Source organism: Listeria immobilis (genome assembly GCF_014322845.1).
Classification (GTDB): Bacteria; Bacillota; Bacilli; order Lactobacillales; family Listeriaceae; genus Listeria; species Listeria immobilis.
This window is the reverse complement of the sequence record NZ_JAASUA010000009.1, coordinates 76318-93437: the sequence shown is the minus strand read 5'-3', so window position 1 is coordinate 93437 and position 17120 is coordinate 76318. Positions and strand designations below refer to the sequence as shown.

At 35.5% G+C, this 17120-nt stretch carries 16 protein-coding genes; 14 read left to right on the top strand and 2 right to left on the bottom strand.

Translation table 11 applies throughout. The features are described from left to right. Positions 1-20 precede the first annotated feature (20 nt). Together HCJ45_RS11655 and HCJ45_RS11650 are read left to right on the top strand one after the other, a co-directional pair. The gene (locus tag HCJ45_RS11655) at positions 21-317 is read left to right on the top strand and encodes a YerC/YecD family TrpR-related protein (protein WP_185347276.1); all 297 of its coding nucleotides are present in this window, start codon (positions 21-23) and stop codon (positions 315-317) included. 17 nt (positions 318-334) lie between these two features. Next, positions 335-589, top strand: coding sequence for a hypothetical protein (locus tag HCJ45_RS11650; RefSeq protein WP_185347274.1), 255 nt, complete (start codon positions 335-337; stop codon positions 587-589). Positions 590-632: 43 nt separating this feature from the next. On the opposite strand, the gene HCJ45_RS11645 is transcribed toward HCJ45_RS11650, so the two are convergent. Continuing rightward, complete coding sequence (locus HCJ45_RS11645) at positions 633-1988, bottom strand: sodium-dependent transporter (protein ID WP_187124912.1); 1356 nt, start codon at positions 1986-1988, stop codon at positions 633-635. Positions 1989-2193: 205 nt separating this feature from the next. On the opposite strand from HCJ45_RS11645, the gene pcrB reads away from it, so the two are divergent. From pcrB to HCJ45_RS11590, 11 genes are all read left to right on the top strand, one after another. After that, entirely contained in the window at positions 2194-2871 is a 678-nt protein-coding gene (gene pcrB, locus HCJ45_RS11640) for a heptaprenylglyceryl phosphate synthase (RefSeq protein ID WP_187124911.1), read from the top strand. Positions 2872-2929: 58 nt separating this feature from the next. Then, positions 2930-5131, top strand: a complete 2202-nt coding sequence (gene pcrA / locus HCJ45_RS11635; protein ID WP_187124910.1) for a DNA helicase PcrA — start codon at positions 2930-2932, stop codon at positions 5129-5131. A gap of 23 nt (positions 5132-5154) precedes the next feature. Continuing rightward, positions 5155-7170 carry an NAD-dependent DNA ligase LigA gene (gene ligA / locus HCJ45_RS11630; protein ID WP_187124909.1) on the top strand — a complete coding sequence of 672 codons (2016 nt, stop codon included), beginning with the start codon at positions 5155-5157 and terminating at the stop codon, positions 7168-7170. Further along, positions 7167-8282 carry a CamS family sex pheromone protein gene (locus tag HCJ45_RS11625; RefSeq protein WP_185347263.1) on the top strand — a complete coding sequence of 372 codons (1116 nt, stop codon included), beginning with the start codon at positions 7167-7169 and terminating at the stop codon, positions 8280-8282. The genes ligA and HCJ45_RS11625 overlap by 4 nt, the downstream gene beginning before the upstream one ends. Before the next feature lie 123 nt (positions 8283-8405). After that, positions 8406-8699, top strand: a complete 294-nt coding sequence (gatC, locus tag HCJ45_RS11620; protein WP_187124908.1) for an Asp-tRNA(Asn)/Glu-tRNA(Gln) amidotransferase subunit GatC — start codon at positions 8406-8408, stop codon at positions 8697-8699. A gap of 22 nt (positions 8700-8721) precedes the next feature. After that, positions 8722-10173, top strand: coding sequence for an Asp-tRNA(Asn)/Glu-tRNA(Gln) amidotransferase subunit GatA (gene gatA, locus HCJ45_RS11615; protein WP_185347259.1), 1452 nt, complete (start codon positions 8722-8724; stop codon positions 10171-10173). Between the two features lie 11 nt (positions 10174-10184). Continuing rightward, positions 10185-11615 (top strand): Asp-tRNA(Asn)/Glu-tRNA(Gln) amidotransferase subunit GatB, encoded by a 1431-nt coding sequence (gene gatB / locus HCJ45_RS11610; RefSeq protein ID WP_185381288.1) that lies wholly within the window; start codon positions 10185-10187, stop codon positions 11613-11615. Between the two features lie 139 nt (positions 11616-11754). Beyond that, positions 11755-12687 (top strand): diacylglycerol kinase, encoded by a 933-nt coding sequence (locus HCJ45_RS11605; RefSeq protein WP_187124907.1) that lies wholly within the window; start codon positions 11755-11757, stop codon positions 12685-12687. 145 nt (positions 12688-12832) lie between these two features. Continuing rightward, complete coding sequence (locus tag HCJ45_RS11600) at positions 12833-13591, top strand: hypothetical protein (RefSeq protein ID WP_187124906.1); 759 nt, start codon at positions 12833-12835, stop codon at positions 13589-13591. Positions 13592-13621: 30 nt separating this feature from the next. After that, complete coding sequence (rlmD, locus tag HCJ45_RS11595) at positions 13622-14983, top strand: 23S rRNA (uracil(1939)-C(5))-methyltransferase RlmD (protein WP_187124905.1); 1362 nt, start codon at positions 13622-13624, stop codon at positions 14981-14983. A gap of 331 nt (positions 14984-15314) precedes the next feature. Further along, the gene (locus HCJ45_RS11590) at positions 15315-15869 is read left to right on the top strand and encodes a molybdate metabolism regulator (protein WP_185347249.1); all 555 of its coding nucleotides are present in this window, start codon (positions 15315-15317) and stop codon (positions 15867-15869) included. Between the two features lie 25 nt (positions 15870-15894). Here HCJ45_RS11590 and HCJ45_RS11585 read toward each other — a convergent pair whose 3' ends face one another. Continuing rightward, complete coding sequence (locus tag HCJ45_RS11585; protein ID WP_311769009.1) at positions 15895-16383, bottom strand: shikimate kinase; 489 nt, start codon at positions 16381-16383, stop codon at positions 15895-15897. 218 nt (positions 16384-16601) lie between these two features. On the opposite strand from HCJ45_RS11585, the gene HCJ45_RS11580 reads away from it, so the two are divergent. After that, positions 16602-17117: a hypothetical protein gene (locus HCJ45_RS11580; protein WP_185347247.1), complete on the top strand. Its 516-nt coding sequence runs from the start codon at positions 16602-16604 to the stop codon at positions 17115-17117. Positions 17118-17120: the final 3 nt, after the last annotated feature.

Here is a 17120-nt window from a genome sequence, read left to right as displayed (position 1 = left end):
GATTATTTGGAGGTAAAGATATGCAAATAGAGAAGTTGCGCGGACAAGGATTGGATGAATTTTTCCAAGGAATTCTAACGCTAGAAAATTTAGAAGAATGTTATGCTTTTTTTGATGATGTTTGTACAGTTAATGAAATACAATCCATGGCTCAACGTTTCCAAGTGGCAAAAATGCTTCATGATGGAAAAACGTATAATGTTATTGAAGCTGAAACGGGTGCTAGCACGGCAACGATTTCACGTGTAAAGCGTTCTCTTCATTATGGCAACGATATGTATGATGTGGTTTTTTCAAGAATGACGAAGCCAGAATAGATTGGTAGGGGTGCGGCTTGAAGAAATTTAATAGTAAGACCTATCAAATTGTTATCATTTCTATTCTTGCTATTGCAGTTATTTATTTTATCTTTAATATGGTTGCAAGTGGTATAGGACTTGATTTTTCCTTATTATGGCACTGGGTCTTTATAATATGCTTTATTTTTACGACACTCGCCAATTTAAAAGAAAAACGAGCAATTGGAACAGCAATTGGTTTAAGTGGTATGCTAATTTGTGTAACTAGCATTGTACTGATGGCAATATAAGAAAAGCAATCTCGCTAACATTTTAGTGAGATTGCTTTTTTAGTTAAAAGAGTAAATCAAGTAAACCTGTCGCGGAAAGAAAAACTAAAATAATGGCAATTGGTGCAATATACTTAATCAAAAATAACCACACAATAAAAATTTTCTTTCCAAAATGGCTGCTAGTAGTAAATTCTTTTAATAATAGTTCGCGAGGTAATCGATAACCAACAAAAATAGCGATAAACAAAGCACCGACTGGCAATATAATGTTGGATACGAGATAGTCGGCGGCATCAAAGATACTTAATCCAAAAATCTGAATATCGCTCCAAACTCCAAAACTAAGCGCACTTGGAATTGCCATTAGAATAATAACTATTCCCATTCCAATGCTCGCTTTTTTTCGACTAATCCCGCTATTTATCAAAGGTGCAACCGTAGCCTCTAACATTGAAAAGCTTGAAGTAAGTGCAGCAAACAAGAATAAAATTAAGAAGATAATAAAAAATAACATTCCTAATGGTAATTGATTAAAAATCGACGGCAAAATTACAAATAGTAATCCAGGTCCTGCATCGGGCGTAATACCAAAGGCAAATGCTGCTGGAAAAATGGCCAATCCAGCAAGCAATGAAACAAAGACATTCATCAAAGAAACAGAGATGGCTGATTGAGGCAAACTAATAGAACGATTTAAATAAGAACTATATGTAACCATTACCGAAATGCCGACACTTAAAGAAAAGAAAGCTTGACCAAGCGTAATAAGCACCGTTTGCGCAGTAAAATGACTAAAGTCTGGTCGTAAGAAGAAAGCGACTCCTTCCATCGCGCCAGGAAGCGTTAACGACCGAATAATTAAAACGATAAATAATATAAATAATGCGGGCATCATAAACTTGCTCATTCTTTCAATTCCACTAACAATCCCACGACTAATAACTAGGACATTAAGTAAAATAAAAAATATAGTCGCGCTAATGGATATCCAAGGGTTTGCCGTAGTTATTTGAAAATCATGCAATAAGCTAGCTTGGTTTTGTCCGGTAATCCCACCTGAAATTGCTTTAATAAGGTAAGTGATAATCCAACCACCAACCACACTATAAAAGGAAAATAAAACACTCGCGCCAACCACGCCCAGTTTCCCAATTAAGTTCCATTTTGAACCAGGTGCAAGTGTTTTATAAGCTTGCAACGCATCACCACCAGAACCTCGTCCAATCACAAATTCCGCAATTAAAAGCGGCATAACAATAAATAATGTTAAAAATAAAAACAATAAGAAAAACGCGCCTCCACCTGCAGTTGCGGCGACATAAGGTAACTTCCAGATTGCGCCAATTCCTATTGCGGAGCCAGCAGAAGCTAGAATAAATCCAACTTTTGAGCCCCATTCTTCCCTTTTTTCTTGCATAATAACCTCATTTCCATTTTTTATGTAAACCTAAGTTGTATGAATAAAATCAAATTTTTTCCCATCATACCATAAAATAAAAGCTAGCCCAATACCAATATGGCAAAAAAGCTTAAAAAAAGTTAAAAATTGCTTTTGGAAGGGTGCGGTGATATGCAACTAATGCTATAATAAGATATCCCATAATAGATAGTTGGAGGGGCAAATGAAGCATTTATTTAAGTTAGACCCAGCAAAAGATTTACCTCTTAATGTTGCAACCAAGCTCATTCATTCTGGAACCGATGGATTTATTATTGGTGGAACAGATAATTTACAAATAGAAGCAGTTGAAAAGCTGTATGAGTTACTTGTTGAAACAGATCTGCCCATTTATTTGGAAGTCAGTGACGAGGCAATGATTTTGCCAGAAGCAGAACATTTTTTAATTCCTATTGTTTTAAATACAACTAGTAGCAAATGGACACTTGGGCTTCATCAAGAGCTAATTAAACAAATGGGTGATTTTATCCCGTGGAAACGAGTGACCTCTGAAGGATATGTCATTTTAAATCAAGATGCAAAAGTGGCTAAATTAACAGAAGCAAATACAGCATTAACCAAAGAAGATATTGTCGCATATGCCAGATTAGCAGAGAATCTATTTCATCTGCCCATTTTTTATGTGGAGTATAGCGGCATTTACGGAGACCCAGCTATTGTGAAGGAAGTTAGCCAGGTTCTTAGCGAAACCAAACTTTGGTATGGTGGTGGCATTCGGTCAGCGGAACAAGCAGCCGAGATGGCAAAATATGCAGATACAATTATTGTTGGCAATGTGATTTATGAAGATTTAGACGCAGCACTAGCAACCGCAAGTATTTTTGCAAAGAAAACGGTTTGATTATATAGTGTAGTATGATAAAATAAGAACAAATGTTTGTATGGTGGTGTATAGGAGAATGCAATTAAATGCAAAAGAATTGGTGGATGGATTAAACCCAGAACAAAAGCGTGCAGTAGAAAGCACAGAAGGACCTTTATTAATTATGGCTGGAGCCGGGAGTGGGAAAACTCGTGTTTTAACGCACCGGATAGCCTATTTAGTAAGGGAACGTGGCGTTAATCCATATAATATTTTAGCGATTACGTTTACAAATAAAGCAGCACGTGAAATGAAATCACGGATTGGTAATTTAATGGGCGGGGAAGCAGAGTCTATTTGGATTTCAACTTTCCACTCCATGTGTGTCCGTATTTTACGCCGCGATATTGATCGAATCGGTTATGAACGAAATTTTACTATTTTAGACGGAAGTGACCAATTGTCCGTTATTAAAGGGATTTTAAAAGAAAAAAATGTGGATCCAAAGAAATTTGAGCCACGAGGCATTCTTGCATCCATTAGTAACGCCAAAAACGAACTGATTTCTGCAAGTGAATATATGAAAGAAGCCAGTGGTTTTTATGATAAAATGGTCGGCGAAGTTTATGAAAAGTATGAAAAGAAATTAAAGAAAAACCAAGCACTCGATTTTGATGATTTAATCATGGTGACTATCCAGTTATTTGAACGGATTCCGGATGTTTTGGAATATTATCAACGTAAATTCCAATATATTCATGTGGATGAGTACCAAGATACGAACCATGCACAATATCTACTTGTGAAGTTACTAGCGACTAGATTTAAAAACTTATGTGTCGTTGGTGATTCGGATCAATCTATTTATGGTTGGCGCGGGGCGGATATTAGTAATATCATGTCTTTTGAAAAAGATTATCCTAAAGCTAAAACTATTTTATTAGAAGAAAATTATCGTTCAACAAAGCGCATTTTAGAAGCGGCTAATCGTGTAATCGAAAACAATGGCAATCGTAAACCAAAAAATCTTTGGACTAGTAATGCAGAAGGGAAAAAGATTTTTTATCATAAAGCACTAACGGAAAAAGAAGAAGCTGCTTATGTTGTGATGAAAATCCAAGAAGAAGTAAACAACACAAGCCGTCCATTATCTGATTTTGCGATTCTTTACCGAACGAATGCACAATCTCGTGTAATGGAAGAATATTTTATGAAGTCGAATATGGCTTATACGATGGTCGGCGGAACAAAATTCTATGATAGAAAAGAAATTAAAGACATTTTAGCTTATTTACGACTTATTAGTAATAATGAGGACGATATTAGTTTAACGCGCATTATTAATGTACCAAAACGCGGAGTTGGTCCTGGTACACTTGAAAAGTTAAATAATGTTGCTACAGCTTATGATCTAAGTTTATTTGAAGTGCTTAATCGCATTGAACTAGCAGGTATTTCAGCTAAAATAAGTAAAGATCTAGTAGCATTTCATGATTTAGTTCGTGGCTTTACGCAAATGCAAGACTTTTTATCAGTAACGGAACTCGTAGAAGAAATCCTTGAAAAAACTGGTTATCGTGCGATGCTTAAAAACGAACGCACTATTGAAGCACAAACCAGACTAGAAAATATTGATGAGTTTTTATCTGTTACACAAAACTTTGAAAAAGAAAATGAAGATAAAACATTACTTGCTTTTTTAACAGATTTAGCGCTTGTAGCGGATGTTGATAAATTAGAAGAAGATAATGATGAGCAAAATGGCGCAGTAACATTAATGACACTTCACTCCGCAAAAGGATTAGAATTTCCAGTTGTCTTTTTAGTTGGAATGGAAGAAGGGATTTTTCCACATTCTCGAGCAATTTATGAAGAGGATGAAATGGAAGAAGAACGTCGCTTGGCTTATGTAGGAATCACGAGGGCAGAGGAAGAACTTTTCTTAACTAGCGCCTACTCAAGGATGTTATATGGGCGACCTTCCTCTAACCAAGAATCGCGCTTCATTGGTGAGATTCCACGAGATTTACTTGAACTAGCAAATGAAAACAAACTAAAATCAGAGAAACCATATGCTAAGCCACGTATGCCACAAAAAGCAACGACTGCTTATAAATCAAGTGGTGCTGAAACGCTTGGCTGGACAGTAGGAGATAAAGCAAGTCATAAAAAATGGGGCGTAGGAACAGTGGTTAGTGTTAAAGGAGACGGTAGTGGAATGGAACTAGATATTGCATTCCCAAGCCCAACTGGAGTCAAACGATTGCTGGCAGAATTTGCGCCAATTGAAAAAGTATAAATTTGGAAAAAGCAGGTGAAGAAATGGCTGATAAAAAAAGGTATGAAGAATTAATAAACATACTTGATCAGTACAGCTATGATTATTATGTAATTGATAATCCGACTGTAGAAGATGCAGAATATGATCAGAAAATGCAGGAACTACTTCAAATAGAAGAAGCGCATCCGGAATGGGTTACACCTGAATCTCCGTCTAATCGAGTTGGCGGGGAAGTATTAGAAGGATTTCAAAAAGTAGCTCATGACACACCAATGTTAAGTCTTGCGAATGCATTTAATCGAGAAGATCTAGCTGATTTTGATCGTCGTATTCGTGATAAAGTTGGTGAAGATATTGCTTATATGTGCGAACTGAAAATTGATGGACTTGCTGTATCTCTGCAATACGAAAATGGCAAGTACAAACAAGGGGCTACACGTGGAGATGGTACAATTGGTGAAGATATTACTGCCAATTTACGGACAATTCGCTCCATACCAATGAAATTACAAAAAGATTATTCCATAGAAGTCCGCGGTGAGGCGTTTATGCCAAAACGCTCTTTCCAAAAACTCAATGAAGCCCGTGAAGAAGAAGGGCTAATGTTATTTGCTAATCCGCGAAATGCAGCAGCCGGTTCGCTTCGACAATTAGATACAAAAATTGCTGCATCTAGAAACTTAGATATTTTTCTATATGCTGTAGCTGATTTTGGAGAAATGGGTGTTAGAACGCATAGCGAAGGTCTTGATATGTTAGAAACACTTGGTCTAAAAGTAAATAAAGAACGCAGATTATGTACTAATTTAGAAGAAGTTTATGCTTATATTGATGAATGGACGGAAAAAAGAGCAGGCCTAGCTTATGATATTGACGGTATTGTTTTAAAATTAAATAATTTAGAACAACAGCGCCAAATGGGAACAACTGCCAAGTCTCCTCGCTGGTCCATTGCTTACAAATTCCCGGCAGAAGAAGTACCAACAAAATTACTCAATATTGAACTAAATGTGGGTCGAACAGGTGTTGTAACTCCCACTGCGGTGTTAGAACCGGTCCGAGTGGCTGGTACAACAGTAAGTCGAGCCTCCCTTCATAATGAAGATTTAATTATAGAAAAAGATATTCGCATTGGCGATACGGTATTAATTAAAAAAGCCGGCGATATTATTCCAGAAGTTATTAAAACGATTGTTGAAGAACGGAATGGTGATGAAAAACCTTTCCATATGCCAAAAAACTGTCCAACTTGCGATAGCGAATTGGTTCGTTTAGAAGAAGAGGTAGCGCTTCGATGTATTAATCCTAAATGCCAAGCACAAATCAAAGAAGGATTAATTCATTTTGTCTCTCGTAATGCAATGAATATTGATGGACTTGGCGAAAAAGTAATAATTCAACTTTTTTCCCATCATTTAATTAAAGATGTAGCAGATTTGTTTTTCCTTTCGAAAGAAGAACTGTTAGAATTAGAAAGAATGGGAGAAAAATCAGTCACAAATTTACTTGCATCTATTGAACAAAGTAAACAGAATTCCCTTGAAAAATTACTATTTGGCTTAGGTATACGTCATGTCGGTGCCAAAGCAGCTAAATCACTTGCGATTCACTTTGAAACAATGGATAATTTGAAAAGAGCCGATAAAGAAACATTAACAAGCATTAACGATATTGGTGAAAAAATGGCAGACAGTATTGTTACTTATTTTGCGAATGAAGAAGTACACGATTTAATCGCTGAATTAAAAAGAGCTGGCGTCAATATGACATATACCGGACCAAAACTAGAAAATATGTCCGAAGAAGCGCTTGTTTTTGCAGGGAAAACGGTTGTCTTAACTGGTAAATTAGAAAAATTAACGAGAAACGATGCCAAAGCATTAATTGAGTCACTTGGCGGGAATGTTTCAGGAAGTGTAAGTAAGAAAACAGATGTTGTTGTGGCTGGCAGTGATGCTGGTTCTAAACTCGCTAAAGCAGAAGAATTAGCCATTCCTATTTGGTCCGAAGATGACTTAATAGAGTACTTACCAGACGAAGGTGGATTAAACAAATGAAAAAAATCATAATTGCAATGCTCGGTTTAACGCTGATTCTTTCTGGCTGTGCCCCAAAACTAGATTCCAATGATAAAGTGGTACAAAAAGATGATAAAAAAGCAGAAACGGGCATTATGACAAAAAATCAAATCTCATCTGATTATTACAAAACTGTATTACCATATAAAGCAAGTAAATCACGTGGACTGGTTGTCTCAAATATTTACTCTCGATATGATATTAATGAGCTTGAATCAGGTTTGATGCGTATTTCTCAAAATGAATATTCTTCGGATAACTATCTTTTCCAAGAAGGACAATATTTAGATAAAGATACACTTCAAAAATGGCTTGACCGCAAAAGTAAAGATAATCCAAACGGTTTAAATCCAGCAAGTAATGGAAATGGTAAAGACCGCAAACCTATTTATTTAGCACATATTTTAGAACAAGATTATTTAAAACAAACAGATAAAGACAGTGTTTCACTTGGTGGGATTTCCATTGCTTTAGCGATGAACTCAGTTGATTATTACCAAAAAGAACAATACGGCGACACTTACGAGCAACCAATTAGCGATAGTGTTTTACTTGAGCAAGGAAAACAAATGTCTGCTACCGTGTTAAATCGAATTCGCCAAACAAAAGGATTGGAAAATGTTCCAGTCACTATTGCCATTTATAAACAAGGGGAACGTGATGCAGTAGCGCCGGGGAATTTTATTTCTTATTCAACAGCAACTGGCGATACACTTTCTAAATGGGAAACAGTAGATGAAAAGAACTATGTGTTACCATCCACGGAATCAGCTAAAGACCATAAAACAGATAATGATAACTTCTTAAATTTCAAAAAATCAATTGAAGATTATTATCCAAACTTTACTGGTGTCGTTGGTCGAGGTAGATATGAAGATGGACAATTAGCTGAACTTAATATTGATATTCCGTTACAATTTTATGGACAAGCTGAAATTATTGGTTTTACTCAATATGTAACAGATTTAGTTGGTCAACACATTCCAAAAACAGCCGACTTGCAAGTAAATATCAATACAACTGACGGCCCTGCTGCATTAATTACAAGAAAAGCAAATGAAGATGCAGCGACCGCTCATATTTACGATTAATAAAAACAATGCGAATTGTTCTTTCCTGTTGTATAATTATGCAGGAGAGAACAGTTCTTCCCTTTTAAGCAGAGGGGGAAGCATTGTTACATACAAAGCATCACTAAAAAGGAGGATGGCATTTTGTCCAATATATCAAAAGAAACTGTAGAAAAAGTAGCAAACCTTGCCAAATTAGAAGTTTCCGACAACGAAGCAACTGCATTCGCTGGTCAACTTGGTAAAATAATTGAGTTAGTGGAGCAATTAAACACCCTTGATACAAGTAATGTAGAACCAACCAGCCATGCAATTGAAGTATCAAACGTATTACGAGAAGATGTGGCAGCAAAAGGACTTGATCGTAAAGAAGTCTTAAAAAATGCGCCAGACGAACAAGATGGTATGTTTAAAGTACCGACAATAATGGAACAATAAAAAACTAGGGAGGGAAAATATTTTGGGTTTATTTGATTTTTCAGTAAAAGAATTACATGATAAATTAGTTGCAAAAGAAATAACACCTTTTGATTTAGTAACAGAATCATACAACCGAATAGATGCAGTAGAAAACAAAGTAGGTTCATTTATTACTTTAAATAAAGAGACTGCATTTGGCATAGCAGAAGAACTTGGAGATGCTGGAATTGATCCTAATAATATGCTCGCAGGTATGCCAATTGGGATTAAAGATAATATTGTAACAAAAAACTTGCGTACAACGGCTGCTAGTAAAATCTTAGAAAACTTCGATCCAATCTATGATGCGACAGTTGTTTCTAAACTTAAAAATGCTCAAACGATTAATATTGGAAAGCTAAATATGGATGAATTTGCGATGGGTTCTTCTACAGAAACATCTTATTTCCATAAAACTTATAACCCGTGGGATTTATCACGCGTTCCAGGTGGTTCTTCAGGCGGTAGTGCTTCCGCTGTTGCGGCAGGCGAAGTTTTATTTTCACTTGGTAGTGATACTGGTGGATCCATTCGCCAACCAGCAGCTTTTTGTGGTGTGGTAGGAATGAAACCTACATATGGTCGAGTTTCTCGTTTTGGCTTAATTGCCTTTGCCTCTTCTTTAGACCAAATTGGACCAATCACGAAAAACGTTGAAGATAATGCTTATTTGTTAGAAGCTATTTCTGGTGTAGATGCAAATGATTCTACATCAATTAATCAACCTAATGAACGTTTTTCAGATAGCTTAACAGGTGACATTAAAGGACTACGCATTGGTGTTCCAAAAGAATATCTTGGCGAGGGTGTGGATCCAGGGGTAAAACAAGCGGTGTTAGATGCACTTAAAACACTAGAAAAACTGGGTGCTACTTGGGATGAAGTTTCATTGCCTCATTCTGAATATGGTGTAGCAAGTTATTATATTTTAGCATCAAGTGAAGCCTCTTCTAATCTTTCTCGTTTTGACGGTGTTCGTTATGGATATCGTTCTCCAAATGCGCATACTTTAGAAGAACTATACAAAAAAACACGTTCAGAAGGATTTGGAGATGAAGTAAAACGTCGTATTATGCTGGGAACCTATGCACTAAGTTCTGGCTATTATGATGCTTACTATAAAAAAGCACAACAAGCACGTACATTAATTAAACAAGATTTTGTAGATGTTTTTGAAAACTATGATGTGATTATTGGACCAAGTTCGCCAACAACAGCATTTAAAATTGATGGAATGATTAATGATCCAATTACAATGTATTCCAATGATATTTTGACTGTTCCAATTAACTTAGCGGGAGTTCCAGCTATTTCAGTTCCTTGTGGATTTTCAGAAGGCTTACCAGTTGGCTTACAAATTATTGGTAATTACTTTGAAGAATCATTATTATACAAAGTCGCACATGCATTTGAACAAGAAACAACATTCCATAAAGAAAAACCAAACTTATAGGAGGCGTAGCAATGAATTTTGAAACAGTTATTGGACTTGAGGTTCACGTTGAGTTAAAAACCAATTCAAAAATATTTTCTTCTGCGCCAGCTCATTTTGGGGCAGAACCAAACACTAATACAACCGTGGTAGACTTAGGAATGCCAGGTGTTTTACCAGTTTTAAATAAACGAGCTGTAGAATATGGTATGAAAGCAGCAATGGCGATTAACTGCGAAATTGCTGAACATACTAAATTTGATCGTAAAAATTATTTTTACCCAGATAATCCAAAAGCATACCAAATCTCTCAATTTGATAAACCAATTGGAGAACATGGCTGGATCGAAATTGAAGTTGGTGGTAAAAAGAAAAAAATTGGTATCACTCGTCTTCACTTAGAAGAAGATGCTGGTAAAAATACCCATACTTCTCATGGCTATTCATTAGTAGATATTAACCGTCAAGGAACACCGCTAATCGAAATCGTTTCTGAACCAGATATTCGTTCTGCGGAAGAGGCATATGCTTATTTAGAAAAACTAAAATCCATTATTCAATATACAGGCGTTTCTGATGTAAAAATGGAAGAAGGTTCAATGCGCTGTGATGCTAATATTTCTATTCGTCCAATCGGCCAAGAAGAATTTGGTGTAAAAACAGAACTGAAAAATCTAAACTCCTTTAATAATGTGCGTAAAGGAATTGAATTTGAAGAAAAACGCCAAGCAGAAGTACTTCTTTCTGGAGGGATTATTGAACAAGAAACACGTCGTTTTGAAGAAGCAACTGGAAAAACTTCCTTGATGCGTATTAAAGAAGGATCCGACGACTATCGTTATTTCCCAGAGCCAGACTTAGTAGATTTATTTATTGATGAAGCTTGGAAAGAACGCATTCGTGCGGAAATTCCTGAACTTCCAGATAAACGTCAAATACGTTATATTAATGAGCTAGGTTTACCAGCCTACGATGCAATGGTGCTTACTTTAACAAAAGAGATGTCTGATTTCTTTGAAGCAACTTTGGCAGCTGGTGCGGATGCTAAACAAGCGTCTAACTGGTTAATGGGAGAAGTTTCCGCGTATCTAAATGCAGAGCAAAAAGAACTTCACGAAACTGGTTTAACACCAGACAACTTAGCTGGTATGATTCAATTAATCGAAGCAGGAACTATCTCGTCTAAAATTGCGAAAAAAGTTTTCCGTGAATTAGCATTAAATGGTGGCGATGCAGAACAAGTAGTTAAAGACAAAGGTTTAGTACAAATTTCGGATGAAGGAGCACTACGTACGATTATTGGAGAAATTCTCGATAATAATGAGCAATCCATTACCGATTATAAAAACGGAAAAGATCGTGCTGTTGGCTTCTTAGTTGGTCAAGTTATGAAAGCAACAAAAGGCCAAGCAAACCCACCAATGGTGAATAAATTATTATTAGAAGAAATGAATAAACGATAAACATAAAGCAGTGAAGCTTGCCTTCACTGCTTTACTTATTAGGAATTTAAAGTGAAATTTGCTATAATATTATTTATCATGTGTCAAAATGCGCTTTTCAATGGAACAACGCTGATTGAGCAAGGAGAGGACGAACAAAATGCAAAAACACGCTCGAGTCATTTATAATCCTACATCTGGAAGAGAAATCATTAAGAAAAATCTTGCAGATGTCCTTTCGATATTAGAGCAAGCGGGGTATGTCACATCAGCTCATGCAACAACTGCTGAGCCAGATGATGCCAAACACGCAGCGGAAGAAGCTGTTAAAGCTAAATATGATTTAGTCGTCGCAGCTGGCGGAGATGGAACAATCAATGAAGTGATAAATGGCATTGCAGAACAAGATTATCGGCCAAAAGTAGGGATTATTCCTACAGGGACAACCAATGATTTTGCAAGGGCAATCCATGTTCCTAGAGACGTGATAAAAGCAACAAAGATTATAGCAGCTGGTCAAAGTGTCGCGATGGATATCGGAAAAGCAAATAATACGTATTTTATTAATATTGGCGGTGGCGGACGATTAACAGAGCTAACGTATGATGTCCCTAGCCGATTAAAAACAATGCTTGGTCAACTTGCATACTACTTAAAAGGGATTGAAATGCTACCATCCCTAAAAGCAACTAAAGTAAAAGTTGAATACGACCAAGGTATTTTTGAAGGAGAAATTATGTTTTTCCTTTTAGGCCTGACAAATTCAATTGGTGGCTTTGAAAAAATTGCCCCTGATGCAAAATTAGATGATGGCAAATTTTCTTTAATTATCATCAAAAAGGTAAATTTAGCAGAGTTTGTTCGTTTAGTAACCCTAGCACTACGAGGCGATCACATTAAAGAACCAAATGTTATCTATGTAAAATCTGAAAAAGTAGTAGTAACTTCAGAAGATAAAATGTTAATTAATCTTGATGGAGAGCTAGGCGGAGAAACACCAATGACATTCCAAAATTTAAAGCAACATATTGAATTTTTTGCAAGCGTAGATGATATTCCAGCAACAGACTTATTTATAAAAGAAAACAACTAAAACTACTAAGCTTAGTAGTTTTTTTTTTAGCCTAAATGTCCTAATTGCAACATAGTAAAAAGGATGTCATTTTTGTTAAATATTTGTCTTATGTCATTAAAACAAGTATAATAGACGTCTTGGAAAGAAATGAGGTGAGTGCGATATGGCAGGTGGACAACTAATTAAAAAATTCACAGTGATAATTATTATGTTTATCATTGCTATCGCAGCAATTGTACTTTTCTTTTGGCATGTGGAGGCTGAAGAACAAACGACTAAAGTATCAAAAACAGAATTAATTGAAAGCAATAAAGTGTGGGTAAACAATAAAATGCAAATTCCCATACAAGATAATATCTTTCTCTCCACTCCATCCGCAAACACCGAAGCAACGATTGCACCAAATGGTGATTTAATCGTTACTTCTACTAATAATGAATTTTTAAAACAATTAGCTTCTGCAGATAAAAGATATAAAGGAATAAAAACTTATCGTCTTCGTGTCGCTGCAAAAAAAGTGTCTGAATATATTACAAATGTAAAATATCGTTTTCCAACAACAACCATTCAAGAGAAAATAACTAATTACGAAATAACAAGTGGCGAACGAACGATAATAACAGAAGCAACTCCTGTAAAAGTAACATCAGTTAAAAATGAAGATAAAATCCAAACAACATTAAAAACAAGCTATTCAAATGCTGATGCAGAAATTGCAACAAAGTTATTTAGCAGTAAAATTCCTAGAGAAGTCACCATAGCAGATGAAACAAAAACATTAATAACCAATAAAGATGTTACTATCTATCCAAAAACATTTGTATATGATTTTACCTTACAAAAAAATACATTGCTTATTTTTAAAGAACAAAACGAAGAAATGATTACAGAGCCAATCGGGATCGAATATATCATTAAGTAAATTTATCGTAAAAGAGAGGGGCAAGGGAATTTGGAAGCATCCCTTTTAAAAAAGAATCAATCAATTGATATTATTATAGAGGATTTAACACATGATGGTAGCGGCGTTGGCAAAATTGATGGCTATCCGCTCTTTATTCCCAATACATTACCAGGCGAAAAAGTAACAGCTAAAATAATCAAATTAAATAAAAACTACGGCTTTGCTCGAATGGAAAGTATCCAAGTAAAGAGTGAGAACCGGGTGGAGCCGCCATGTGCGGTTTATTCCAAATGTGGTGGATGCAGCTTACAACATTTAAGTTATGAAGGCCAGCTCAAGTTTAAGAAAAATCAAGTAGAAGAAACAATGAAACGAATTGGTAAACTTCATGTGGAGGTTAAAGATACTTTAGGTATGCAAGACCCATGGCGCTATCGGAATAAATCACAAGTGCCAGTTGGCTTTGTAAATGGTAAGTTAACAGCAGGTTTTTATCAAAAAAGAAGTCATGATATTATTGATATGACAACGTGTTTAATTCATAACGAACAAGGTGATTTTGCTGTTCAAAAAACGAGAGAAATTCTAGCAAAATATGGAACGGAACCATATAACGAAAAAACAGGAAAAGGCGATATTCGGCATATTATGACAAGATATGCCCACACAACAGGGCAATTAATGTTAGTGCTTATCACCAATAAAGAGCGAATTCCATTTAAAGATGACATTATTCAAGAATTAACGGAACAATTAGCATTAACCTCGATTGTTCAAAATATTAATTCACAGAAAACCAATGTTATTTTTGGTAATCGTACTAAAACACTTTGGGGAAAAGACATTATTGAAGATACAATACATGGTATTCGGTTTGCAATCTCTGCTCGTTCTTTTTATCAAGTAAATCCACAGCAAACAGAAGTCCTCTATCAACAAGCAGTGGAAGCGGCAGAATTGACCGGAGAAGAAACCGTTATTGACGCATATTGTGGTATTGGTTCTATTTCTTTATGTTTAGCTAAAAAAGCAAAACATGTATATGGAGTAGAAATTGTTGATCAGGCGATTCAAGATGCAAGAGCAAATGCAGAATTAAATAATTTAAAAAACACTACTTTTGAGACGGGGAAAGCAGAAGAAGTTATTCCAGCATGGTATAAGGCAGGAATTACAGCAGATGTACTTGTCGTTGATCCCCCAAGAAAAGGGTGTGATGAAAAGTTACTTCAAACTATTTTAGCAATGAAACCAAAAAAAGTGGTCTATGTTTCTTGTAACCCAGCGACATTAGCTCGTGATATGCAAATACTGACGGATGGTGGTTATGAAGCAAAACAAGTCCAGCCGGTAGATATGTTTCCGATGACAACACATATCGAAGCTGTTACCGTGTTAGAAATTAAATAAACAAAAACCGCCAAAATGGGATAATGGCGGTTTTTGTTTTCTCAAGTGTGTAAATGGACTGTTAGTTAACAGATGTGATTGTTGTTAGATCAAGCCCAGGTTTTATTTAACCACGGAATAAAAAATTGGTCAAAAGAGTACATTTTTGCTTTTTAGGTTTAAAATAATAGTTTATATACTCTTTTTACGTTAAAAAGTTAAATACCATACTAAAAAATTGAAAAAAACGCTTGAAATTGTTGGTAAGTTGTCATATTTTTCTTGCTTCAAAAAGAGCTGATTGTTTGGTAAGATAAATGTAAGAGATTTCACAAGGAGGAGGAAGACAAAAATGGCAATTAAGATGTATATTGATCAACCAGGAAAAGAACTACATTTAGAAACAACACATCCCAATTTTAAAGACCACTTTAAAGCCAGTTTTTATTTAGATGAAAATGATAAATTAGCACCATTTGGACAGAAGGAAGGTTTAGAAGTTCTAAAACGGCTAGAGGAATATTTTAGTGATAAAAGTGATCAAGGCTTAAATTTATCAGCTTTTCCGAAGTACATGATGGAAACTGTGAAAAATTCGACCTATGTTCCAGCGAAAGATGATGGGGTAGAACGATTGCAACAACTTTTAGCTGAATTTGGTAGCGCTGTGCATCAATCAGACAGAATTACGATTGCTGCTGCTTTAGCACAAATTAAAATCACCGGGTATATATTACCTGCACTTCGAGATGCAGCACTTGAATCACTTCATCGCGAAATCGAATTAAATAAACTAGAAATTAGTGATAGTGGCTATGCTGATAGTATCTTTTATGATTTACTTACCTTTACTAAAGATTATACATCCGTTATGCCAGATATGTGGTGTAGACATTGTACTGAATAAAAAACAGCGCGAAATGCGCTGTTTTTTATTTATCTAACATGGCTATAATTGCTTTGGCAACTTCTTGTTGATTGCGGTTATCCGTATTCACAATAAAATCAGCTGACGTTTTATAATGTTCAATTCTTGGTTCAAAAATAGCGCGAATTTCCTCAGGTGTTTTTTGCTGTACTAGTGGGCGTGTTGTATCACCCTTAAGTCTATTCATAAATACTTCTGGATTTGTTTCTAAATAAATTACCGGATATGTATTTTTTAAAACTTCTCTATTTTCAGGATTAAGAACAATTCCACCGCCTGTTGCAATAACGGCTTTTGTATCAGCCAATTCTTTTAATTTTTCGTGTTCCAAACGACGAAATTCTTTTTCACCATATTTAGCAAAAATAGCAGAAACACTCATTCCCTGTTCGTGAGTAATAACTTCATCAATATCAATATATGGTAAATTAGCTAATTTTGCGAGTATATTTCCAACGGTCGTTTTTCCAGCTCCCATAAAGCCGATTAAGATAACTTGGTCGATGATGTTCGCCTCCTTTTTAGATACTATATTTTACTACTTAAAAGCATTAAAGAAATTATATCATATATGTTCAAAAGGTCAACATAAATTCCTTATTTAGCATACAATTAATCGAAACGCACGTCAATCCAGAATTGGCGTCTTTCCATTGAACCTTATTTCTAGTACAATAGAAATAGCACACAATGTGGGAGTGGAGGATGCAAATGATAGAAGCGGAACTAGATCAAGAAAAAAAGACAGAGAGAATAGAATTTAGCGTAAATCGCCGTTTGATTTTTTCAAGTTGCTTATTATGGATAGCGGTTGGATTATTAGTATATATCATTTTTAGTCATATAAAAGGTGTGAATGGTATAGAAGAGACTATTTTACTTATATTTATCGGACTTTGTATTTTACGGCCGTTATTAAGATTGCTAAATACTGCTCCGACCGTTGAATTAACGGAACGTGGCCTTGCTTATCGTGGAGATTTTAAACCATGGAATGAAGTAAAAGAAACCGAACTAAAAAAACCTGCTATCAAATTGTTTGCTCAAGGTCGCTTGAAAATAATGACTTCCATTAATGGGAGAACAGAAGTAGCTTGGGACATTGTTGCTGCAGACGTTTCGATTAGTCTAGAAGAATTAGAAGCACTAATCCATTCAATGCGCGAGAAATATACAGATGATGAAACAGTAGGGGCAGAAATTTTTATTGATAAGAAAAAATTTTAAAGC

Excerpts from the sequence above, each read along its gene's own strand:
- pcrB (WP_187124911.1), top strand. The coding sequence starts at position 2,194 with ATGAAGCATTTATTTAAGTTAGACCCAGCAAAAGATTTACCTCTTAAT.
- ligA (WP_187124909.1), top strand. The coding sequence starts at position 5,155 with ATGGCTGATAAAAAAAGGTATGAAGAATTAATAAACATACTTGATCAG.
- HCJ45_RS11645 (WP_187124912.1), bottom strand. The coding sequence starts at position 1,988 with ATGCAAGAAAAAAGGGAAGAATGGGGCTCAAAAGTTGGATTTATTCTA.
- HCJ45_RS11580 (WP_185347247.1), top strand. The coding sequence starts at position 16,602 with ATGATAGAAGCGGAACTAGATCAAGAAAAAAAGACAGAGAGAATAGAA.
- HCJ45_RS11600 (WP_187124906.1), top strand. The coding sequence starts at position 12,833 with ATGGCAGGTGGACAACTAATTAAAAAATTCACAGTGATAATTATTATG.
- HCJ45_RS11590 (WP_185347249.1), top strand. The coding sequence starts at position 15,315 with ATGGCAATTAAGATGTATATTGATCAACCAGGAAAAGAACTACATTTA.
- pcrA (WP_187124910.1), top strand. The coding sequence starts at position 2,930 with ATGCAATTAAATGCAAAAGAATTGGTGGATGGATTAAACCCAGAACAA.
- HCJ45_RS11655 (WP_185347276.1), top strand. The coding sequence starts at position 21 with ATGCAAATAGAGAAGTTGCGCGGACAAGGATTGGATGAATTTTTCCAA.
- gatB (WP_185381288.1), top strand. The coding sequence starts at position 10,185 with ATGAATTTTGAAACAGTTATTGGACTTGAGGTTCACGTTGAGTTAAAA.
- HCJ45_RS11605 (WP_187124907.1), top strand. The coding sequence starts at position 11,755 with ATGCAAAAACACGCTCGAGTCATTTATAATCCTACATCTGGAAGAGAA.
- HCJ45_RS11625 (WP_185347263.1), top strand. The coding sequence starts at position 7,167 with ATGAAAAAAATCATAATTGCAATGCTCGGTTTAACGCTGATTCTTTCT.